At 50.6% G+C, this 20,365-nt stretch carries 18 protein-coding genes, 1 tRNA gene and 1 pseudogene; 9 read left to right on the top strand and 11 right to left on the bottom strand.

Annotation, left to right across the window (positions count from 1 at the left end; all coding sequences use genetic code 11):
- Positions 1-46 precede the first annotated feature (46 nt).
- Positions 47-1,816 carry a signal peptide peptidase SppA gene (gene sppA, locus A8O25_RS04985; RefSeq protein ID WP_066831687.1) on the bottom strand — a complete coding sequence of 590 codons (1,770 nt, stop codon included), beginning with the start codon at positions 1,814-1,816 and terminating at the stop codon, positions 47-49.
- 292 nt (positions 1,817-2,108) lie between these two features.
- Here sppA and A8O25_RS04980 point away from each other — a divergent pair, with 292 nt between their 5' ends.
- Together A8O25_RS04980 and A8O25_RS23480 are read left to right on the top strand one after the other, a co-directional pair.
- Entirely contained in the window at positions 2,109-2,621 is a 513-nt protein-coding gene (locus A8O25_RS04980) for a hypothetical protein (protein ID WP_241498937.1), read from the top strand.
- Between the two features lie 158 nt (positions 2,622-2,779).
- Complete coding sequence (locus A8O25_RS23480; RefSeq protein WP_206598648.1) at positions 2,780-2,953, top strand: ferritin family protein; 174 nt, start codon at positions 2,780-2,782, stop codon at positions 2,951-2,953.
- Between the two features lie 360 nt (positions 2,954-3,313).
- Here the strand turns inward: A8O25_RS23480 and A8O25_RS04970 are convergent, their stop codons facing one another.
- Positions 3,314-3,652 (bottom strand): hypothetical protein, encoded by a 339-nt coding sequence (locus A8O25_RS04970; RefSeq protein ID WP_161947696.1) that lies wholly within the window; start codon positions 3,650-3,652, stop codon positions 3,314-3,316.
- Positions 3,653-3,938: 286 nt separating this feature from the next.
- Entirely contained in the window at positions 3,939-5,216 is a 1,278-nt protein-coding gene (locus A8O25_RS04965) for a replication-associated recombination protein A (protein ID WP_066831679.1), read from the bottom strand.
- A 202-nt stretch (positions 5,217-5,418) separates the two neighbouring features.
- On the opposite strand from A8O25_RS04965, the gene A8O25_RS04960 reads away from it, so the two are divergent.
- Complete coding sequence (locus A8O25_RS04960; protein ID WP_066831676.1) at positions 5,419-5,847, top strand: DUF6640 family protein; 429 nt, start codon at positions 5,419-5,421, stop codon at positions 5,845-5,847.
- On the opposite strand, the gene A8O25_RS22410 is transcribed toward A8O25_RS04960, so the two are convergent.
- The gene (locus A8O25_RS22410; RefSeq protein ID WP_338152733.1) at positions 5,780-5,938 is read right to left on the bottom strand and encodes a TetR/AcrR family transcriptional regulator; all 159 of its coding nucleotides are present in this window, start codon (positions 5,936-5,938) and stop codon (positions 5,780-5,782) included. The two genes, A8O25_RS04960 and A8O25_RS22410, sit on opposite strands and share 68 nt — an antisense overlap.
- Here A8O25_RS22410 and A8O25_RS24040 point away from each other — a divergent pair.
- The 3 genes from A8O25_RS24040 to A8O25_RS04950 all read left to right on the top strand — a co-directional run bounded on the left by A8O25_RS24040 (position 5,910) and on the right by A8O25_RS04950 (position 7,505).
- A complete protein-coding gene (locus A8O25_RS24040) occupies positions 5,910-6,041 on the top strand; it encodes a hypothetical protein (protein ID WP_277620008.1) in 132 nt (43 codons plus the stop codon). The two genes, A8O25_RS22410 and A8O25_RS24040, sit on opposite strands and share 29 nt — an antisense overlap.
- A gap of 173 nt (positions 6,042-6,214) precedes the next feature.
- Positions 6,215-7,243 carry a thiamine-phosphate kinase gene (gene thiL, locus A8O25_RS04955; RefSeq protein WP_066831674.1) on the top strand — a complete coding sequence of 343 codons (1,029 nt, stop codon included), beginning with the start codon at positions 6,215-6,217 and terminating at the stop codon, positions 7,241-7,243.
- A complete protein-coding gene (locus A8O25_RS04950; RefSeq protein WP_066831672.1) occupies positions 7,236-7,505 on the top strand; it encodes a hypothetical protein in 270 nt (89 codons plus the stop codon). Before thiL ends, A8O25_RS04950 begins: the two co-directional genes overlap by 8 nt.
- Positions 7,506-8,146: 641 nt before the next feature.
- Here A8O25_RS04950 and A8O25_RS04945 read toward each other — a convergent pair.
- The 3 genes and pseudogenes from A8O25_RS04945 to rlmD form a co-directional block, all read right to left on the bottom strand.
- Positions 8,147-9,196, bottom strand: a complete 1,050-nt coding sequence (locus A8O25_RS04945) for a hypothetical protein (protein WP_066831669.1) — start codon at positions 9,194-9,196, stop codon at positions 8,147-8,149.
- A 171-nt stretch (positions 9,197-9,367) separates the two neighbouring features.
- Positions 9,368-9,736 carry a hypothetical protein gene (locus A8O25_RS04940; protein ID WP_066831667.1) on the bottom strand — a complete coding sequence of 123 codons (369 nt, stop codon included), beginning with the start codon at positions 9,734-9,736 and terminating at the stop codon, positions 9,368-9,370.
- Positions 9,737-10,145: 409 nt separating this feature from the next.
- Positions 10,146-11,560: pseudogene (rlmD, locus tag A8O25_RS04935) on the bottom strand (23S rRNA (uracil(1939)-C(5))-methyltransferase RlmD).
- Positions 11,561-12,004: 444 nt separating this feature from the next.
- Between rlmD and A8O25_RS04930 the strand changes: the two are divergent.
- Positions 12,005-12,811 carry an SDR family oxidoreductase gene (locus A8O25_RS04930; protein ID WP_066831804.1) on the top strand — a complete coding sequence of 269 codons (807 nt, stop codon included), beginning with the start codon at positions 12,005-12,007 and terminating at the stop codon, positions 12,809-12,811.
- Between the two features lie 80 nt (positions 12,812-12,891).
- Here A8O25_RS04930 and A8O25_RS04925 read toward each other — a convergent pair whose 3' ends face one another.
- Positions 12,892-13,578, bottom strand: a complete 687-nt coding sequence (locus A8O25_RS04925; protein WP_241498936.1) for an SH3 domain-containing protein — start codon at positions 13,576-13,578, stop codon at positions 12,892-12,894.
- A gap of 138 nt (positions 13,579-13,716) precedes the next feature.
- Between A8O25_RS04925 and A8O25_RS04920 the strand changes: the two genes are divergently transcribed.
- Positions 13,717-13,789: transfer RNA gene (locus A8O25_RS04920), tRNA-Lys, on the top strand.
- Between the two features lie 238 nt (positions 13,790-14,027).
- On the opposite strand, the gene A8O25_RS04915 is transcribed toward A8O25_RS04920, so the two are convergent.
- The 3 genes from A8O25_RS04915 to A8O25_RS23715 form a co-directional block, all read right to left on the bottom strand.
- Positions 14,028-14,459: a hypothetical protein gene (locus A8O25_RS04915; RefSeq protein WP_066831802.1), complete on the bottom strand. Its 432-nt coding sequence runs from the start codon at positions 14,457-14,459 to the stop codon at positions 14,028-14,030.
- A gap of 39 nt (positions 14,460-14,498) precedes the next feature.
- Positions 14,499-15,347, bottom strand: a complete 849-nt coding sequence (locus A8O25_RS04910) for a hypothetical protein (protein WP_153042595.1) — start codon at positions 15,345-15,347, stop codon at positions 14,499-14,501.
- Positions 15,348-16,946: 1,599 nt separating this feature from the next.
- On the bottom strand, positions 16,947-17,399 hold the full coding sequence (locus tag A8O25_RS23715) for a hypothetical protein (RefSeq protein WP_241498941.1): 453 nt from the start codon (positions 17,397-17,399) through the stop codon (positions 16,947-16,949).
- Between A8O25_RS23715 and A8O25_RS04900 the strand changes: the two genes are divergently transcribed.
- The gene (locus A8O25_RS04900) at positions 17,320-20,361 is read left to right on the top strand and encodes a SusC/RagA family TonB-linked outer membrane protein (protein ID WP_241498939.1); all 3,042 of its coding nucleotides are present in this window, start codon (positions 17,320-17,322) and stop codon (positions 20,359-20,361) included. The genes A8O25_RS23715 and A8O25_RS04900 overlap by 80 nt on opposite strands.
- The last annotated feature ends 4 nt before the right edge of the window (positions 20,362-20,365 follow it).

Raw genomic sequence — 20,365 nt, 5'->3', positions numbered from 1 at the left:
GACTGCCAGCAGCAGTCTTTTTTGCAGGTGGGAAAGCTCTAATGGATTACTGTATCTCCAGGTCAAAGGCCATACGGGCCTGTACTCCCTGCATGTTTATAACGCGGTTATACTGCTGGTAGTACGGCAGTAAGCTCCCAAACTCCTTCTGCAGGGAATAGGCTCTGATCTGGGCCTCAGAGTCTGACATGAGGTTTTCCAGGAATGATTTCTGGGCCGGCAACGCCCGCAGGCGGTACTCCCCTTCCTTCAGTTTGGCTCTCTTGGCGGCCAGGGCAATGGCGTCTTCCATACCGCCCAGCACGTCAACCAGACCCCGCTCTTTGGCTTCAACCCCTGACCAGACGCGTCCAGAAGCGATTGCTTTCAGGTCAGCCACGGGCATGTTGCGGGATTGGGCGGCTTTGGTGGTGAAATCCTGGTAGATACGCTCCACCTCTTTTTGAATGTGCAGTTTCTCATACTCAGTCATGGGGCGGGTAACAGAGGGCACATCAGAAAACTTGCCGGTGTTCACCCGGTCTGTAGTGATCCCCAACTTGTTCTTCAGGAAATCCTGGGCGTTGACCATCATCCCAAACACGCCAATGCTGCCGGTAATGGTATTGGGGTGCGCCACAATGGTGTCACAGGCCATGGCAATGTAATATCCGCCAGAGGCGGCCACATCAGACATGGAGGCAATGACAGGCTTTACTTTTTTGGTAAGCATCACCTCGCGCCAGATCACGTCTGAGGCCAGGGAGCTTCCGCCCGGCGAATTAATGCGCAGCACCACCGCTTTTACATTTTTGTCCAGACGGGCTTTTCTGAGGGTTTCAGAAAGGCTTTCGCTGCCAATGGTGCCCTCGCCGCCTTTGCCGGTGGTGATTTCGCCGGAGGCATAGATGATGGCAATCTTGTTGCTGGAGGACCCTTTTGACTTGGTAGGGTCTGCGGCTTTCTTGTAGGTGCCCAGGTTGACCATTTTCAGTTCCTTGTCTTTTTTGACACCGGTCTTGCCCTTCATAAAGTCAGTGGCTTCATCAAAGTACCCCAGGTGGGTCACCAGCCCCAGACGGCGGGCGTCATCAGCGTTGTGCACCAGCATGGAGTCTGATATATTTCTGAGCTGGCCCAGGTCCTTCTTCAGCGTCTTGGCCAGGTTCTGGAGCATGAAATTGTTCAGGGAGTTCAGGAAAGAACGGGTCTGCTCTTTGCTGGGCTCGCTCATGTCTTCCCTGATAAATGGCTCCACGGCGCTTTTGTACTCACCCACCTTAAAAATATAGGGGTGCAGGTCCAGTTTATCAAGGGTGCCTTTAAAGAACATCACCTCAGAGCTGAGGCCGTTAAACTCTAGCGTGCCTGATGGGTTCAGGTAAAAGCGGTCTGCCACTGAGGCCAGGTAATAGGCTTTCTCTGTGGAGAACTCGCTGTAGGCCACCACAAACTTTTTAGACTTTTTGAAGTCCAGCAGGGAGTTCCTGATCTCCTCTATGCTGGCCATCCCGGCCTGGAGCAGGTCCAGGTTCAGGAAAATCCCTTTGATGTTGTCATCATGCTTGGCTTTTTTGATAGAGGCCTTGATTTCATCCAGCCCAATACCCGTCTCCCCCAGCACGTCTCCCAACCCCAGGTCGGCAAAGGGGCTGCGGGGGGTGCGCTCCACCACCGGCTGGCTGAGCTTGATCTCCAGCACTGAGCCTTCCTCAATGGTGACTTCATCACCGGAAGACGCCGCCGCCACCAGCAGCAGCAGGAACATGAGCCCCACGCCCATAAAAACGAAGAGCCCTACCACGGTAGCAAAAACAAACTTAAAAAACTGCTTCATACAGGAATATTGAAATGCAAAATTTGAACAGAGTCAGAGAAACAAAACGAAATTTCTTTCCCCAGATCCCTTCTGGCTCATTAGTCGGTGAAAAGGTAAAATATTACAGCACTGTTTACTTTTACTTTGTCTCCCGCAGGAGCGCCCAGACCGGTCAAATATAACCAATCTGGCAGATAGGCAGTAATAGCCTTACAACTGAATAGGTAGAATACTAATGGGTAAAAGATACTTTCTTTTTCTTCCACTTTTTCTTCTGTCGCTCTTCTGTCACGCCCAGTACACCCGCAATGTGAGCTTGAAATATTTTGGGCTGAGCCTGCACCCCAAGGGCGACGACAACGCCGAGCTCATGCCCCTGAACCCCGACGGCAAAGGCTATCTGGTCTTGAACGTGGGCGGCAGCGTGAGCTATGAGCACTTCTTTGCCTCTGACAAATTCTCTGTGAAAGCCATTCAGGCGCTGTACGCAGACTGTGCCCTTCGTTTTGCCGGGTTCACGCACCTGGGGGTACGGGCGGTGGTTTTCCAGCTGGGGAGACACTCCCTGAACGGCGGGTTGGGCCCCACCCTGGTGTACCGCCGCAACTGGTCTGAGCTGGACGGCTACAACCTCTCCACCTCCTTCTTCGGGGGGAACCCCGAAGACAAATGGCAATACCGCATGATCTGGTACGCCGGCGAGTTTGAGTACAACTACCGGTTCAAAGAACGCACAGATTTCTCGGTTTCGTTTGTGCCGGGCTACCCCAATATTATGAGCCTCTCTTTTGGCGTACGCTACTGGCTGAAGGACAAGGAGTGAAGAAAGCAATGCTTAAATCAGGAAATGGAACATGCTGTTTTCAGGCTGTTTTCAGAAAAAGAGGCCAAAAACAGACACCGTAGAGGCGTTTTGCGTAAAGGAGTTTTGTTATAGTCCCAAGAGATAATCACTCATTCACCCCTTCACTTAATTAAACCATGGCAGACCAATACCACGAACCCGCCCACGAACTCTCTGACTCTACCCGCACCCTGGTGCGCATGCTCACGTCCCTGATTGAGGAGGTGGAGGCCATTAACTGGTACGAGCAGCGCATTTCTATTGAGAAAGACTCAGAGGCGAAGGCCATTCTGCAGAACGCACAGCAGTAGGAATTCAAGCACTTCGGGATGAACCTTGAATTTCTGCTGCGCAAAATGCCTACCTGGCGTGCCACGGTCAAAGAAATTCTGTTCAAAGACGGTGACATTGTAGAGCTGGGCGAGAAAGGCGAAGAGGCGGCAGAGTAAGCCTCGCTGACCCAAATTGCGTTTCCGGGCTGTTTTTCTGAAAACAGCCCGGAAACACCTTACAGCTTGTTTATCTTTGGTTTTAGCCGCTAAAAGTGGGAACGAAAGATTCTGACGAAGCGATTGATGAGGGTCTAAGCAGAGCTACGGTGCTAGAAAATGGAGCTGGCCGGTTCATGCTGTGGCCTTTTGCAGCATGAAAGCCAAATTTTAAACACGCTCTTAATACAGCTCATCTAGCACCACCGCGTCAACCTTCATTTGCAGCAGGCCAGATAACGCATGAAAGGTATCTGCCAAAAACTTCTTCTCTTCTGGCGCCAACTCAAACAGCCCAATCTGGTTCAGTTCTGCACTCACTATGGTATTGATCTGGCTTTGCCGCAGCGGTTGCTCTGCCTGTAGAATTCTTTCAATAGATTGATTCACCACGGCTTCCAGCTTCTGCCTCACCTCCTTCCTGGGTGGCACTGCGCCCCGCTTCTCCCATTCAGCGGGAGCGAATTTCTCTTTCTCCTTAAACTCCAGCAACTGTTCCCGCACCGTCTGCGTCAGTACCAACTGCTGTTCAGCCCTTTGACAAGAAAAGAGCAGCAAAATCAGAGCCAGAGACAGCAGGGACTTTTTCATTGGCAATTCATTAGGAGACGCTTCATTTTTTAAATACCCCAGCTGTTTCAGTAAGGATAGACCCCGTTGCGCGCTGGCCAAAAGACTTTTCAGAATATCCCTTCGGGCGAAGCCCAAGATGTGCTCAGTGCCGCCGGTTTCCTGTTTTGAGCCTGTTTTCAGAAAAACAGGCCCAAAACGCGTTTCTCTCTCCAAATAAAACTCACTCCTTCACGCATTAATACCGGTACCAGCCGTCCCACTGGTTTTTCAGGTTTTTGCGCATCTCGTTTTCACGCGCGTTGTTGCCGGGGTTGAAGAAGACGGTGCCTTTGAGTTCATCTGGCAGGAAATTCTGGGCCACGAAGCTGCCCTCGTAGTCATGCGCGTATTTGTATTCCTGGCCGTAGCCAATCTCTTTCATGAGTTTGGTGGGCGCATTGCGCAGGTGCAGCGGCACCGGCGGACTGCCCTGTTCGCGCACGTAGGCCCGCGCCGCCCGTATAGCCTTGTACGCCGCGTTGCTCTTAGGCGAGGTAGCCAGATAAATAGCCGTCTGCGACAGGATGATGTCACACTCAGGGTAGCCAATCACCGTGACCGCCTGGAAACACTCGCTGGCCATGATCATGGCCGTGGGGTTGGCGTTGCCGATGTCTTCACTGGCCATAATCAACATGCGGCGGGCGATGAACTTGGGGTCTTCGCCGCCTTCAATCATGCGCGCCAGCCAATAGACCGTGGCGTTGGGGTCTGACCCGCGCATGGATTTGATGAACGCCGAAATGATGTCATAGTGTGCCTCGCCGCCTTTGTCATACAGGGCCAGGTTCTGCTGGGCAATCTGCTTCACCAAGTCATTGGTGATGACAACTTTCTCTTCGGCTTTGCCGCTGCCGTCAATGACAATCTCCAGGAGGTTGAGCAGTTTGCGGGCATCGCCGCCCGAGATGGTGAGCAGCGCCTCGTACTCCTGCACCTCAATGGCACGGTTTTTCAGGATTTCGTCTTCCTTCAGGGCTTTCTGGATAAGGTCAATGAGCTCCTGTTTCTCCAGTGATTTCAAAACGTACACCTGGCACCGGGACAGCAACGCCGGAATCACCTCAAACGACGGGTTCTCAGTGGTGGCGCCAATCAACGTGACCACGCCTTTCTCCACGGCGCCCAACAACGCATCTTGCTGCGATTTGTTAAACCGATGGATCTCATCTATAAACAGCACCGTACCCTGCCGCTTGCGGGCCTGCTCAATGACCTCGCGCACGTCTTTCACGCCCGCGTTAATGGCGCTCATGGCTACAAACGGCACTTTGAGGTGCCCCGCAATGATGTTGGCCAACGTGGTTTTGCCCACGCCCGGCGGCCCCCAGAAAATCATGGACGGCACCATGCCCGCCTCAATGTAGCGGCGAAGCACGCCCTTGGGGCCCACCAGATGCTGCTGACCCGCATATTGGTCTAAGTTGGAGGGGCGCATGCGCTCGGGCAAGGGGGCTTTGGTGGTCTGGAACATGGGCGAAAGTCAATAAGTACAACGTCTTCGGCGGGGCCGCGAAACCAAAGGCTAAGATACTTCCTTTCCTTTTCGTTTTTGGCCTCTTTTCTGAAAAACAGCTCAAAAACAGAATCCCTCAACCTAAGCCCTTAACCGGAAGATTGTTCAACTATGGCGCAAAAGAAGCGTACCTTTCCAGAGCAGATTTTATTCGCCGCCTATGAACAAGGACCAAACCGGACGTACGCTTCTCCAAACCATTGCCGCCTTCACCACCGTGGGAGGCTTTCTCATGGACTGGAACAAAACGCACCTCTTCAACCCCGCCTGGACGCCCCACGCCAAATTCCATGACGGCATGACCATTCTTCTGGGCACCTTGCTGGGCAGCGGCGGCCTGTATTTTCTGCAACGCAAAAAAGGGGAGGCCGCGCAAAACCTCCGGACCGGCGCCCTGCTGCCTGCGTTTTTCTACGCCGCCCAGGCGGGCGCGTTCGCGTTTCCCGGCGCAAAGGGGTTAGACGCAGAGTTTCCGGAGAAAATCCCCTCCGTGGGAAAGCTCAGGTTGAACGAAGGGCCTTTCAGTCTAGCCATGCTGGCGGGTTTGGGAATGGGGTATTGGCTGGCGCGGACTCATCTGCCATTCTGAAGCAGACGCGCTGCAGAATATCTTCCTTTGATTTGATGTGAGAATAAAGGCTCCCGGCCTCAATGCCTAATTCCTGGGCAAGGTCCCGCATGGTGGTGGCGGCAAACCCTCTGGATTTGAACAATGAGGTGGCGACTTGGTCAATTTGTTCTTTACGCGACATAGTGGTACTGATTGGTATCCAAATCTACTAAAGCTAACGCCCGTTAGCAAATAAAAGTTTATTCTTGAAGCTACTTTACACCTGCCATAGAGAGCGCCGGAGAAAACGCTATCTTTGCAGTTTAAAGATGTTTTTCTAAAAATAAGCCGAAAACGCATAGCTCGTGCATTTCAGGGCAAAAATATATTGTAAAGTAGAAATAGTATGTCTGAATATACTCCTTTAGAAAGCTTAGGCGAGTTTGGGTTGATTCGCCGGCTGCAGGAAAACCTGGAATATACCCAGCCGTCTACCGTGGTGGGTATTGGCGATGACGCCGCCGTGCTGGAGCCGGGCCAGAAACAGATTGTGGTTTCTACAGACATGCTGGTGGAGAATGTGCATTTCGACTTAACCTTCTGTCCGCTAAAACATTTAGGTTACAAAGCGGTGGCCGTGAATGTGTCTGACATTGCGGCCATGAACGCCATACCCACGCAGATTGTGGTGAGCCTGGCCATTGGCGCGCGCTATACCGTTGAGGCCATGGAGGAGCTCTACGCCGGTATGCGCCTGGCGTGTGAGAACTATAAGGTAGATCTGGTGGGCGGTGACACCACGGCTTCGCGCGGCGGTCTGGTGATTAGTATCACCGCCCTGGGCGAAGTAGAGAAAGGCAAAGCGGTTTTGCGCAGCACCGCCCAGGTCAATGATTTGATCTGTGTAACGGGTGACCTAGGCGGCGCTTATTTGGGCCTGCAACTGCTGGAGCGCGAGAAACAGGCGTATCTGGCTGACCCGGAAACCCAACCTGAACTGGAAGGAAAAGATTATGTGGTAGGCCGCCAGCTACGGCCGGAGGCGCGCATGGACGTGATTCACGAGCTGCGCGAACTGGGCGTACACCCCACCGCCATGATTGACATTTCTGACGGACTGGGCTCTGAACTGCTGCACATCTGTTCGCAGAGCCGGGTAGGCGCCAACATCTACCAGGACAAACTGCCCGCCGACCAGCAGACGCTGGAAACCGCCGAGGAATTCAAGCTGGACCCGGTCACCTGCATCTTGAACGGCGGCGAAGACTATGAACTGCTCTTCACCGTGAAAATGGCCGACTATGAGAAAATCAGGAACCACCCAGACATCACCATCATTGGCAACATCACAGACGCCGGTGAAGGCGTGAAACTGGTAACCCCTAGCGGTAACGCGTTCCCTATCAAAGCGCAAGGCTGGAACCACTTTGGGTAAGCGTTCTCTGCTGCTGGTGCGGTTGCTGGTCTTTGCCGTGGTGCTGGGCCTGCAGTTTCTGGCACTGGAGGCCTTGCTACTGGGCGCGCACCCGTGGGGCTTGTTCCTGATGACAGTGGGTACCTATGTAGCCGGAAAGCTCCTGCAGAAATATTCGGCTGCGCCGATGGGGAAAGCCATGGGCTGGGGCGTGCGTTGGGCCGGGGTAGCTGCGTTGGGGCTGTGGGTGAGTTTTATGGTGTGGCTCGCTTTCTTTTGGTAAGGGACAGTTTCAATTAAAAGCAGAAAGGCAGGAGAGAATCCTGCCTTTCTGCTTTTAATTGAAACTGGATTTGGGTTTTGAGGGCAAATTTTTAAGTAACGTCTTTCTCACCTGTTAAACTTCTGGCGCAAGCGTTCGCTTGTGGCCACGGTTTTGAGCTGTTTTCTGAAAAACAGGCCCAAAACAGAAGATGCCTTATTGGAGGCAAACGCATAGAGTAAGCAGGCTATAAAAGTCTTAACTCCTTTCTCCTGCATTTATCAGCTTGTCCTGTGTGCTATCCTTTGTCTTAGAGCATGGTTATATTTTGGTTTTGCAAGCGAAAAATGGGGAGCGAAAGGTTCTGGCGAAGCGATTGCTGAACAGCGTAGCAGCGCTACGGTGCGAGAAAATGGCAAAGTCAGGTTCTTTTGATCCATTTTGTAGCGCAAAAGACAAATTTAAACACGCTCTTAAATAGGCTCTAATGCCTAAGCTAAGTGCAGTAACAAAATCAGCTATAAATTTTGTCATTTTGAAAGGATCTTGGGGGGCAACTAGAAAAACATTTCCCATCGGCTACTGCCGTTCGCCACCAGGATTCTTCCAGAATGACAGAGAGTATGAGGCACCGGTATTTTTGTTCTGATACTTATTATCTCTCAGTCAGCATTTCCGGGAGGGACAATAGCGGTGATTTCAGCGGTTTCTGTTTTCCCTTTCCCTTTGTGGTGCTGGATCTTGATTCTCACCCGCTGCACCCCCAACTGCTGGAATTTTGCGGCGGGGATAGCATTTTCCGTCAGTTGGTTTTTGACTAGTTGCCTGCTCCACAACAGGCGGTTAGAAGCGGCGTCAAAGATCATGACGGTGAGTTGGGCGCCTGTGGGGTAACGGTCTAACGGAAGCGCCAGGGCAGCGGGGCGTTTTATTGGCGGTTTCAGCTGATACCATTGCTGCAAGACGACTGCGGGAGCGGCATCTGGCAACACGGCTAGCACCTGGTACTGGTAAACGCCAGCCGCTGAAAGGGAATCCTGATACTGGTACGCCCTCACAAAGTCGCCAAAGCTGTTCCGTTTAACAGGCAAGGTGGCAACGGTGAGGCTCTTCGGTTGGGAAGTTTCCCACCGCTGAACTTTGAATTGCTGTGCCGCTGAAAGCGAATCTGGCAGTACCCACTTCAATAGCGGCGAAGCGGCCGTGACCGTGGGCGCGGCGGTGATGGCAGAGGTGTTTCCTGCCGGAATACCTTTGGCTTCCTGGCTTACCTCCAGAGAGAAACGGCAGAAGTCATGCAGGTACCCATCCAGGTTCAGGAGGTACGGCTTGCCCGCTTCCAGATCAACGGCCACAAACACATCATCTTGGTTGCCCAGTGAAGTGCAGGAAAGCACGCGATAGGTACTAGGTTCACAGGGTTTTCCGCTTAGCACCACCAGCTGAACGCCCCGCGTATCTCTACATATCTGTTGACCAATATTGATATAGAAACGGCCTGGGCGGGGAGGGGTAAACTCAAACCACTGGTCATTGTGGTAGTCAATGCACTTGCCCGTCAGCTTCTCATTCACGCAAGCCCATTGCACCGTGCAATTTTCAGTTGAGGAGGCAACGGGCTTCTCTAACAGTAGCCGAAGTCTGCCCTCAATATTATCATTGTTCACTTGCGCAAACGTAGTAGTTACCACTAGGCACACTACCACCGGCATTAACTTTTTGATGAGACGCAAGAGAAAGTGACCCGTGAGGGGAGGAGGCGGCAGGGAATTCAAGATTATTCTTCGTTTTCGGTCTAAAATCCAGAAAATAAGCCGGAAACGCAAAAGCCCTCAGCGGTTTTCAAAACCGGTGAGGGCTTCCTGCTCTAAGAAACAATACGCTTAATCCTCTGGGTACGGCACAAACACGAAGTTCATGAAGTCACGGTCAATCACAAAGAGGCAGCAATACTCATCAGCGTCACGGTAGGCTTGTTGGAACTCCTCCACTTTGTCTTCGCCCACCAGCTGGCGGTTCAGAAAGTCTTCCAGGTACGAGGCGTTGATGTTCCACTCCAGGTCCCGCTCCTGCGCCCCAATCAAAAGCCCGCCAATCCTGGTGATATCGCGGGAGAACACGAAAATGGGATACTTGGAGATTTCGCGGCGTCTGATCTGGTAAGAAGCCTCTTTCAGGGTGTCAGACACCTGCACGAAGTCTTTGGTGATGGTGCCTAGGTATTTTCCGTTCAGTTCTGGGTCGTTCTGCATGGTAGTATCACGTATTGCGTATCAAGTAGCACGTACAAATTTAAAATCAGATGCGTTTTGGGGCTGTTTTTCTGAAAACAGGCTAAAAACAGAAGCACTCCTTCCGCCTATCGCGCTAAGCTTACTAAGTAAAAATAAGCAGCAGTTTTTTCTGCCGCACGGCAAAGCAGCTAACTGCTCCTAATCGCTCCATTAGGGTGCTAGCCGCTCGTTCCTATTTCTGAATTCTCGTCGCTCTTACGGAGTTCTACTCCGAAAGCACCCGGCCGGGCAGTTCCACTCCCCATCATTTGCCCGTAGTCCCGCGGGGAATAGAACTCCCCCCTAGATGAGTTCGGAAGTAGAACTCCCAAACTGCAAATGACTGTTTTCGGCCTGATTTCCAGAAAACAGGCGAAAACAGTCATTCTTACCGCAACGTGAGCAACGCCACGCTCTCCACGTGGTAGGTCTGCGGGAACATGTCCACGGGCTGGATCTTCACCACGTCATATAGTTCTGCCAGCATTTCTAAATCCCGGGCTTGGGTGGCGGGGTTACAGCTCACATAGACAATGCGGTTGGCTTTCACCTCCAGCAGCTTGGCACCACGTCTGGGTGCATGCCCGCCCGCGGAGGATCAGTGATAATCACGTCTGGTCTCCCATGGCGGGCAAATAACTCGTCATTCAATACATCTTTCATGTCACCCGCGTAGAAGTGCGTATTGGTGATGTCATTGATCTGCGAATTGATTTTGGCGTCTTCAATGGCGCTGGCCACGTATTCCACACCCACCACCTGCGCACTCTGCCGCGCCACAAAATTGGCAATGGTGCCCGCGCCGGTGTACAGATCATACACGTTCTCGGTGCCGTTAAGCAGGGCGAAGTCCCGGGTCAGCTTATAAAGGTTGTACGCCTGCTCAGAGTTGGTCTGGTAAAACGACTTCGGGCCGACCCTGAAGCGCAGGCCCTCCATCTGTTCATGAATGAACGGTTCGCCGTGGTAGCACACCACGTCCAGGTCATGGAAGGTCTCGTTGCCCTTGCTGTTCACCACGTAGTGCAGCGAGGTAATCTGCGGGAACTCCTGCAGCAGGTGGTCCAGCAGCGGCTGCAGCCAGTCCATTCTGTCCTGGAAGACCTGCACAATCACCATCAGGTCACCGGTGTTGGCCGTCCGGATAATCAAATTCCGCAGAAAGCCTTCCTGTTTTACCAGGTCAAAGAACGGCAGGTTCTGCGCCAGCGCATAGTTTCTCACCGCCAGGCGGATTTCATTAGACGGGGCCGGTTGCAGGTAGCAGTGCTGAATGTCCACGATCTTGTCAAACCGCAACGGCACGTGAAAGCCCAGGGCGCGGCGCTCTAGGTCCAGGCCGCTGTCAATCTGCTCTTTGGTGAGCCAGGCGTGGTCTGAGAAGGTGAACTCCAGCTTGTTGCGGTAGTAGCTCACGCGGTCAGAGGGCAGAATGGGCAACAGCTCATGCCCAGAGATCTTGCCAATGCGCTCCACGTTGTCATTCACCTGCTTCTGCTTGAAAAACAGCTGCGTGTCATAGCTGATGTGTTGCCATTTGCAGCCGCCGCACACGTTGAAATGCTCACAGAACGGTTCCACGCGCAGGTCAGACCGCTCATGGAAATGCACGGGCACGGCCTCCAGGTAATTCTTGCGTTTCTTGGTCACGCGCACGTCCACCACATCACCGGGGGCCACGTCTGAGATGAACACCACCAGGTTCTCATGGCGCGCCAGGCACTTGCCCTCGGCGGCCATCTCTTCCACGCGCAGCTGCGCAATGTTCTCGAACTTATGTTTTTTCTTCTTGAATTTTCTCACGATGCCGCAAAAATACAAAGAAATCCCGGGAACCGGGAGCCGGGCGCAGATTTGCGTTTTCGGCCTGTTTTCCAGAAATCAGCCCGAAAACGGAAATGTGCCTTCTCCCTCAGGAGGGAAATACAGGGCAAGCGGTGCTGCAGCGGGAGCAGTAGGGAAAGCAAAGCCGCAAAAATGGTTCCTGTGGCTTCTGTAGGGGGTTGGCGCCCCTTTCTGCTGGTTGCAAGACGCACGTTTCTCACTAGTGCTTTTGCTTATTCAACAAGTACGTCTTGGCCAGTTGTTACCGTTGCCCTTACCCTAGCCTCTCCCACGGGGAAAGATGGCGCTGATGTGTTTTTCGCTGTTGGCCAAAACAGCCCGAAAAAGGAAATCTTCCTCTTAAGAAACCAAAAGCGTAGCTTTGTGGAGGTGCTATGGCACGTGAACCTGGAAAAGAACCATATGAAAGATAAAGTCATCATTATCACGGGCGGGTCGTCGGGCATTGGGCGGGCCTGCGCGCTGGCCTTCGGGCGGGCCGGCGGAAAAATTGTCATCAACGGCAGAAACGCCCAGAAACTGAACGAGGTGGGGCAGGAGCTTTCGGCCGCAGGCATAGAGTATCTGGCCGTGCCCGGCGATGTAAGCCAGGAACAGGATTGCCGCCAGCTCATTGAACAGACCATAACCAAATATGGCCGAATTGACGTGATGCTCAACAACGCGGGCATCAGTATGCGGGCGTTGTTTCAGGACGTGGACCTGGACGTGATCCGGCAGCTCATGGACATCAACTTCTGGGGCACGGTGTATTGCACCAAATTCGCGCTGCCGTACCTGCTGCAGAGCAAAGGCTCTGTGATTGGCGTGTCTTCCATTGCGGGCTACCAGGGTTTGCCCGGCCGTACGGGCTACTCGGCCTCCAAGTTTGCCATGCAGGGGTTTCTGGGGGCGCTCCGCACCGAGACCCTGCACCAGGGCCTGCACGTGATGGTGGCCTGCCCGGGCTTCACGGCCTCCAACATCAGGAACACCGCCCTGGCCGCCGACGGCAGCCAACAGGGCGAGTCGCCGCGCGATGAGGCCAAGATGATGACCGCTGAGGAAGTGGCTGATCATATTCTGAAAGCCACCCGCCAGCGCAAACGCGACCTTGTGTTGACCACCCAGGGCAAGCTGGCGGTGCTGCTGGGGAAATTCCTGCCCGGCCTTACTGACAAACTGGTCTACAACCAGATGAAAAAAGAGCCCAATTCGCCCTTCAACTAAATTTCTGTTTTGGGGCTGTTTTTGTAAAAACAGCCCCAAAACAGAAATCAACCCGTGCGCGTGCGCTGCAGGAAAGAATGTTAATTGGTTTTCAGGGGGTGGGGGAGCAGCAGGAGGTTGTTCTTTCTGATGTAGGCTACCTGGTCTTCCCACTCAATGCGGTACCAGATGTCCTGCTCCCCCAGCACGTCTACTTTGTGGCCGGTTCCCACAGAGGCAATCAGTCCGGCCCCCGCCGAAGGGGCGGTCATGATAGGCACATTGGCTTGCTGGATAATTCCCTGCTGCCCCAGCGTCAGGAAATTCCCGAAGTAGAAGAGAAACAGCAGGAAGAGGAGGAACCCCAGCTTGAATTGCTTGCTAATGGGGCGCTTCTTGCGCCACCTGATTAAGGCAAAGGTGGTGGCCGCCGCCGCCAACAGAAGCAGCACCTCCAGTATCTGGGGGTAGTATTTGTAAAACTGGGTTTTAAAGAAGTCCCAGTCTGTATACTGGTACCCTTTCAGCCGCTGCTCCATGCCTACCTGTTCCATCTTCTGCAGGACAGAGCGGCTGGGGTACTTGCTGTAGTACAGCTGCAGGTAATACATAGACTGGGTGTACTGTTGAAGCCCCTCATGAATGAACGCCATTTTCAGGAGCATTTGCGGTGTGTACACCTGGTCTTGCTGCAGGAGGCGGGTATAAAGGTCCAGTGCCTGGGTGTACTGGTGGCGGGTATACAAAGAATCTGCCTGGGCTATGCGTGGGCTAGGCAATTGAGCCATAGAAAGTTGAGAAAAACTCAGCCACAGAACGCAAAAAAGCCAACAGAATTTATGGGAAATGTTTGGCATTTACAGAAAGGGATTATACTTTTGCATCGCAAATGAGGGTTACGCCCTTCTAAGCAAAGGTAGTAAAAAGATTCTGTAGCTCAGCTGGTAGAGCAATACACTTTTAATGTATGGGTCCTGGGTTCGAATCCCAGCGGGATCACTGGTTTTAGTTGAAGCCCTTAGATTTTTATCTAAGGGCTTTTTTATTGCCTTTCCGGCAGAGGTGAGAGCTGTTGTTCAGAGGGGGGTGGCCAGGAGGCCTTTCATGAAACAGGGCTGGAGCGAGGGCTTTCTGTTTTGGGGCTGTTTTCGCCAAAACAGGCCCAAAACAGAAAGCTATTGAGTGTGAGGTGTTTGCGCAGTGGCGGGAAGGTGATAATCAACTATTGTGAAGCCTTTCAGCAGTCATCATTCTGGTAGATGGTTTCTTCCAGGGCTTTTTCCAGTTTCTCCTTCTCAGTGGCCTTCAAGGGCTGCAAGACCAGGCTGACCGGCAGCTGTCGCTTCCCATCTGGGCTAAGCCAGGTGCCTGCCAAGCCTTTGGCGCTCTTTTTCAGCAAAAGCACCCCGGTAAACCCCGCCTCCATAAACCCAAAGTTATTCTGGTAGTCTGTGGTAGTGGTTAGCTCAATCCACTTGGGGTTGGCGCTGTAGCGGTACATGGCTGTGTAGAAGTCTTTTCCGCCGCATTCGTTGACCTGCGTTTTGAGGTAGAGTGTAATCTCTTTCGCGTCAAGTTTCCCTTTGTACAGCCAGACCTGAGCCTCCTGGGCGTTGGCCCGGTGAGCAGAGGCCAGTGACAGGATGAAGAACAGGAACCAGATTTTCATCTTTTGGAGCAGAGGTAGGTTTTCAGACATAGGAAGGAATTAGAGTGGTTGCTTGGACGTAATGATGTAAATAGAGGGTTGCTCGTGGGTTTTGGAGTAGACTAAAAATGCCACCGGCTGCGCCGATGTGGGCGAAGGGGGCAATGTGTAATAATACAGCCCCGTGTAGTACTCGCTGTCTGAGCCATAGAACATAGAAGATCTGGTGCAGGGAATCTTTACTTTTAGTTGCTCCTGCTGAAAGGTGATGTCATAATACCCGGTGCCTTCCCAGGTGGGGCAGGGGGTGCCGCCATTGAAGGGGCCAATCTTGAAGGGATTCAGGCACCCGCCGTTAAATTTTTCCTTTGCGAAATGTCTCAGGTAAATCTTCTGGGTAGGGTCAGTCCATTTCTGGTAAGGCAAGAGCTCATTCTGGAGCACAATGCAGTTCTGCAGAAAGTCCTTCCCGCGTAAGTCCATGCCCTTGACAGCTTCCACCACTTGACCGTTGTTGCCAATTCGCACGTAATGGGTCATCACATCTAGGGTGAGTTTACCGGTGATGGTGTCACGGGCATACTCTTCAGTATGTAGCACAACATTGTGCCGGAGGGTGTCATAGTAGAGGTGGCCGCTTGCATCTCTGGGCTGGCCGTACCGTACACCGGCCTCAGGGGCCGGCCGTTGAACGGAGGACGGGTGGTGGAAAGTGGTGCCCGGTACCTTCACCTTTTGGAGCCGGAAGTTTTCTGAGGTGGCCCCCTTGTCAATAGCCGCATACGCCTTGTCTAAGGCGGGATTAGGGAAGGAAAAGAACCACATACCTACCACGGTTAGTGAAAAGAGGAACGTCAGGAATAAGGTTGCCAGCATTAAGAATTTGAACCTGCGTTTTACTGATGTCATGGGGCTTGCCAGGGAAACATTATGTTTAACCAGGTATTTTAGCGACAGCAGGTGGTCCAAAGCTTTATTTCTCTATCTGCCAGATTGGCCTAAAATCACTTGTTCAGCTATATACGTGGTTTACCAGGGCCAGTTGAGTTGCTGTTTTCGGCTTGTTTTTGGAAAAACAGGCTTAAAACAGCTGGCACACTACCTCCCTGTTGCCTCTCTGAGCTGGTTTGAAATTGGGTTTGGACGTGAAAAAATTGGAGCATGAGGTGCGGGCAACGCCATTTAGTAAGAGGCTAACCACCGCTACAGGGAGAGAAACCGGCAACCACAGGTTCTATTAATACCTTTTTGGGTCCCGAAAGTGAGATGTAAACCTACCCCAACCCATCAGAAGATAGCCTCTGCTTTTTAACCAGGAGAAGTAGGGAAAGGCTAGAATGAACCATTTTACTATTTCTAATACCTCACTCAGGTTAGCAGAACAGGTACAACAAGTGTGGAAAGGGCACTCTAAAGGGTCACTACAAGTTAGGGTAAGTGCAACCAGCTTCTTTTGCACTGAATACGCTGGCTGTTGACTCCGGGGTTTTACCGGGGCTAGATACTTGGAGGCAAGGTGGGGCTGGAGAATACCTGGCTGGTTATCTACAATGTAGTGACGCTAAGAATTAAAGTCTATTATTTCTATAGAGATTCAGAATATATGAAACTTGTTATATCTTGGCGTTGCAAAGGCAAGGTGCCGAAACACATATACAGGAACAACAGGAACAGGCTCAATGAAATTGGAAAAGACAGAGCAAAATGAGGAGCACAGAAGACAGACCCAGCAAACAAAGCTGCGCCTGATTCATGGAGACGATCAGCCCTTAACCGTGACCATAGAGCCAGACACGGCAGCTTCTGTAGAAGCTCTCCTTACCCTCTTTCAAGTCAAGAAGGTAAGAAACCTAAGAACAGTTTAAAACTCAGTAAACCCACCAATTCCCTTTTTCCTCAAGGCGAAACAATTAAAGGAAAATAACAGGAGCCTGGCAGGAAAGCCTCGGTTTTCTGGTAATTGCCTGCTGTTCTGCCGCTGACTTACAAGAAGCCGGTATTAGCAAATTGTAAATGAATTATAGTCTTTATGTTATTAAGTATTGCTGAAAAAGCCACTCAGGAGCTTGTATTGTCAATTTTGCAATTTCTTCTACAATATTTACAGGAAAAGAGACAAACGTGATATTGCTGACTTTTAGATAAAACTAGCTTTGACACCATGATTAACCAATGGTTTAAACCTGTACCTGAAAATGTGGAACCTGGTTGAGGTTACTATCTGTCTCATGTCACATTTTTGAGGTTCCCTTTTGCATCTCGGGCTGTGGTTTAGGGGGAATAATAATTCTGTTTTAGGTCGAAAGTAGCCCTAAAAGAAAAGCACACCCCTGGGGCAGGAGAAGCTTTAATTGAAGACTCTATTCAGCTTCGTCCTCAAATAAAAAGATTATTTAAAGTTATATAGACAAGTGATGGGGAAGTCCTGATCAATTATTCAAAGCTCCTTTTTAGCTGTAAAGCTATTGGCAAGGAGATGTGATGCTGTGTCAGTTTCACTAAAACAAACTAACTGTGTTTTTTAGAAAGGAGGTTCTTATAGTGCAGATTTCTACTACCTGTTTCCAGCTCTTGCCCACACCCACTTCTCATTTGCCATGAAGATATGTCATCATGGCAATTCTCTCCTAAACTGACTAAACCAATCATAAAAGACAAAAGCATGAAAAAGCTTAATGATATATTCATAAGTAAAAACATTGTTAAAATACCGGACAAGGCTTTTAATAGACTCTTGCTTGTGCTGTTGGTGCCATTTCTAACTGTTCCGTCATTTGTTTGGGCGGGTACTTTCCCTGGAACCGAAAATTTTAAGGAAGACAAGTCTTTCAAACAACCCAAATCCCTGAGGGCCATAGCAGACATCACCGTTAGAGGGCGGGTGACTTCTGCCGCAGGTGAGCCACTGGTTGGGGTAACCGTACTCTTAAAAGGATCTACCAGGGCCGTAGTGACTGACATTGAGGGCCGCTTTACTATGGTGGTTCCAGACAATGCGGTTTTAGAAATCTCTTATGTGGGTTTTGTGAAACAGGATGTTCCTGTAAATGGACGTACCCAGCTAGAAGTAAAGCTGCAGGATGAGGCGGTTGCAGTAGATGAGGTAGTGGTAGTAGGCTATGGGACTGTGGCAAAAAGTGACTTTACCGGTTCAAGCAGTACGGTAAAACTGGAAAACGCCAATGACAACCGTTACCTGTCCATGCCAGAGGCTATACAGGGGAGAGTGGCAGGAGTGCAGATTATGAACAATACCGGTCAACCCGGTTCTGGCATGACCTTCAATATTAGAGGTATGACCTCTATCACCGGCAGTAGCCAGCCTTTGATTGTGATAGACGGACAACCCATTGATTCTGACCAGGGATCTACCATGGCCGGTTCAGGGATGGACGGCGGGAATGATATTCCTCCGGCAGACCCGCTGGCGGCAATAAACCCAGATGACATAGAGTCTATTGAAATTCTGAAAGACGCTTCCTCTGTTGCCATTTATGGTTCCAGAGGTGCGAATGGGGTGGTGTTAATCACGACCAAAACAGGCAAAGAAGGGAGAGATAAAATAAGCTATTCAAGCCGGTTTGACCTCAATATGGTTCCTAAAAAGCTGAAAGTGCTCAATACCCGTGACTATCTGAACTACCGGAATGAGGCGGCCATCAATGACGGGAATGATTCTCTGTACAAGCACATGGCCATGGATTCTATCATTAGGAACAGCCCCAATATAAACTGGCAGGATCAGGTGTACACTTCGCCCATCAGTCAAACACACCAGCTCAGCTTTTCAGGGAAAGATGAAAAAAGCACCTACCTGATCACTGCCAACTATACTAATCAGAACAGTATTCTGAAAAATGCTGACTTTACGCGGTACGGCCTCCGGTTGAATTATTCTAGGAACATTACTAAAAAAATATCAGTAGGGATTAGAACCTACTTCTCGTATGCAGACAGAAATTATGGACAAGAGTCAAACTGGACAGGAATCTTAGGTTCCTCGGCAGTCTTGGGGGCGCTGGCTTTTAACCCATTACGGGGCGCCTATGTCATCAATGACGAAGGGGATGAAGAGTTTGATGAGAACTTCACCAACAACCCCACTCTGGTTACTACAATAGTGAAAGATAGGACTCAGATTAGAACGCTCATCTCTAATCTTGACTTTAGCTATAAGTTCAATAATAATCTTAAGTACACTTTGAAAGGGGGGGTGAATGACCTGTACTCTCTGCGGCAGGTCTACAACCCAACCGGAACTTTTATTGGGGACACGGCACCAGGCGGTTCTGCCACCAGAGCTGATAATGCTAACTCTAATTATTTGATTGAGAATTTACTTTCCTACAATAAAACCTTTAGCCGCTTACACAGAGTGAGTGCTGTAGGAGGGTACTCTTATCAGTATTGGACAAACAGAAGTTCCAGCAATACCAGTATGACCTTCCCGTCTAATGCTCTTATCTATTACAATATGCAGAGTGCTGCCAATCCAGGTCGCATGATCACTTCAACTGGTATGCGGGCACTCCAATCAGTCTTGGGAAGGGTTAATTATTCTTTTGACAGAAGATATCTGGTAACCTTTACTGGCCGGTATGATGGGGCTACCAGATTGTCTGGCGCCAACAAATGGGCATTCTTCCCTTCAGTTGGGTTAGGTTGGAATGTGTCTAATGAAGATTTCTTCAAAAACAAAGTTGTCAACTTCCTTAAACTTAAGGCTAGTTATGGGGTAGCTGGTAATGAAAACATAGCCATAGGCGCAACCAGAAAGAAATATGTGGTTAATTACGTTGTGATTGGTGGCAACATTCTACCGGCATATGTGGTGGAAGATTTTGAAAACCCTTACTTGAAGTGGGAAACCACTACCCAATTTAATGTGGGGGCAGAGGTAGGTGTCTTTAATGACCGCTTAACTTTAGACATTGACGTTTACCGGAAAAATACCAAAGACCTGTTAATTAACCTTGAATTGCCCGGGTCTGCTACCTTCAGTAACTATTTTACGAATCTTGGGGAGGTACTAAATCAAGGAATTGACGTGGAAGGCAATTTCAAAGTATTCCAATCTGGCGGAATGCGTTTAGACTTAGGGGGAAATATCTCAGTATTTGAGAATAAAGTGCTTAGTTTAGGCTCTACTGATATCTTATATGGCCGTGGTTACTTTGCGGGAGGGGCTGTACTGTTAAGTCAACCAGTACACATTGCCCGCCCAGGAGATCCTATCTCTTCTTTTTGGGGTTACAAGACCAATGGAATTTACCAAAACCAGGGCGAAATAGAAAGTGATCCGGCTTTAGCTAATGACAATACCCGCTCCAACTACAAACCTGGTGATGTAAAATGGGTGGATACAAACGGAGATGGGCAGATCAATGACGCTGACAAAACCATCATTGGAAATCCTAGTCCAGATTTCACCTACGGTATTAATGCCAGTTTCACTTATAAACGCTTCAGCCTGAGTGTGAATGTGTTTGGCAGCCAAGGCAATGAGCTGATTAACCTTACCCGCTGGGTGGTAGGCATCAATAACACTACCGGGAACTACAATTTGTTGCAGTCTGCCTATGATGGAAGATGGAGAGGGGAAGGTACTAGTAACCTGTTGCCCAGAGTCACCACCAACGGGGTGAGGCTTTATCAACGCATGCCTGATTGGTTAGTAGAAGATGCCTCCTTTGTAAGGTTGCAGAGCATTAACCTTGGGTATACATTTAACCTGCCTAAAGGTCTTGTGATGCGGTCAGTGAGGGCGTTTATTTCCGGTACAAATTTATACACCTGGACCAAATACTCAGGCTATGACCCTAACATCAATGCTTTTGGGCATTTGGCTCTGAACAGAGGGGTAGATTTAGGAACCATGGGGCAGCCTCGCACATTCTCTACCGGTTTTGAAGTAAACTTCTAAAGTC

It is taken from the genome of Rufibacter ruber, assembly GCF_001647275.1.
Classification (GTDB): Bacteria; Bacteroidota; Bacteroidia; order Cytophagales; family Hymenobacteraceae; genus Nibribacter; species Nibribacter ruber_C.
This window is presented reverse-complemented; position numbering and strand designations above follow the sequence as displayed.

What these genes read in the sequence shown, in the direction of transcription:
- A8O25_RS04965 (WP_066831679.1), bottom strand. Translation starts at nt 5,216, where the DNA reads ATGTTCCAGACCACCAAAGCCCCCTTGCCCGAGCGCATGCGCCCCTCC.
- A8O25_RS23480 (WP_206598648.1), top strand. Translation starts at nt 2,780, where the DNA reads ATGGCAGACCAATACCACGAACCCGCCCACGAACTCTCTGACTCTACC.
- A8O25_RS04910 (WP_153042595.1), bottom strand. Translation starts at nt 15,347, where the DNA reads ATGACATCAGTAAAACGCAGGTTCAAATTCTTAATGCTGGCAACCTTA.
- A8O25_RS04915 (WP_066831802.1), bottom strand. Translation starts at nt 14,459, where the DNA reads ATGAAAATCTGGTTCCTGTTCTTCATCCTGTCACTGGCCTCTGCTCAC.
- A8O25_RS22410 (WP_338152733.1), bottom strand. Translation starts at nt 5,938, where the DNA reads ATGCGGGACCTTGCCCAGGAATTAGGCATTGAGGCCGGGAGCCTTTAT.
- A8O25_RS04940 (WP_066831667.1), bottom strand. Translation starts at nt 9,736, where the DNA reads ATGCAGAACGACCCAGAACTGAACGGAAAATACCTAGGCACCATCACC.
- A8O25_RS04925 (WP_241498936.1), bottom strand. Translation starts at nt 13,578, where the DNA reads ATGGCTCAATTGCCTAGCCCACGCATAGCCCAGGCAGATTCTTTGTAT.
- sppA (WP_066831687.1), bottom strand. Translation starts at nt 1,816, where the DNA reads ATGAAGCAGTTTTTTAAGTTTGTTTTTGCTACCGTGGTAGGGCTCTTC.
- A8O25_RS23715 (WP_241498941.1), bottom strand. Translation starts at nt 17,399, where the DNA reads ATGTCAGTCACTACGGCCCTGGTAGATCCTTTTAAGAGTACGGTTACC.
- A8O25_RS24040 (WP_277620008.1), top strand. Translation starts at nt 5,910, where the DNA reads ATGCCTAATTCCTGGGCAAGGTCCCGCATGGTGGTGGCGGCAAACCCT.
- A8O25_RS04960 (WP_066831676.1), top strand. Translation starts at nt 5,419, where the DNA reads ATGAACAAGGACCAAACCGGACGTACGCTTCTCCAAACCATTGCCGCC.
- thiL (WP_066831674.1), top strand. Translation starts at nt 6,215, where the DNA reads ATGTCTGAATATACTCCTTTAGAAAGCTTAGGCGAGTTTGGGTTGATT.
- A8O25_RS04930 (WP_066831804.1), top strand. Translation starts at nt 12,005, where the DNA reads ATGAAAGATAAAGTCATCATTATCACGGGCGGGTCGTCGGGCATTGGG.
- A8O25_RS04945 (WP_066831669.1), bottom strand. Translation starts at nt 9,196, where the DNA reads ATGCCGGTGGTAGTGTGCCTAGTGGTAACTACTACGTTTGCGCAAGTG.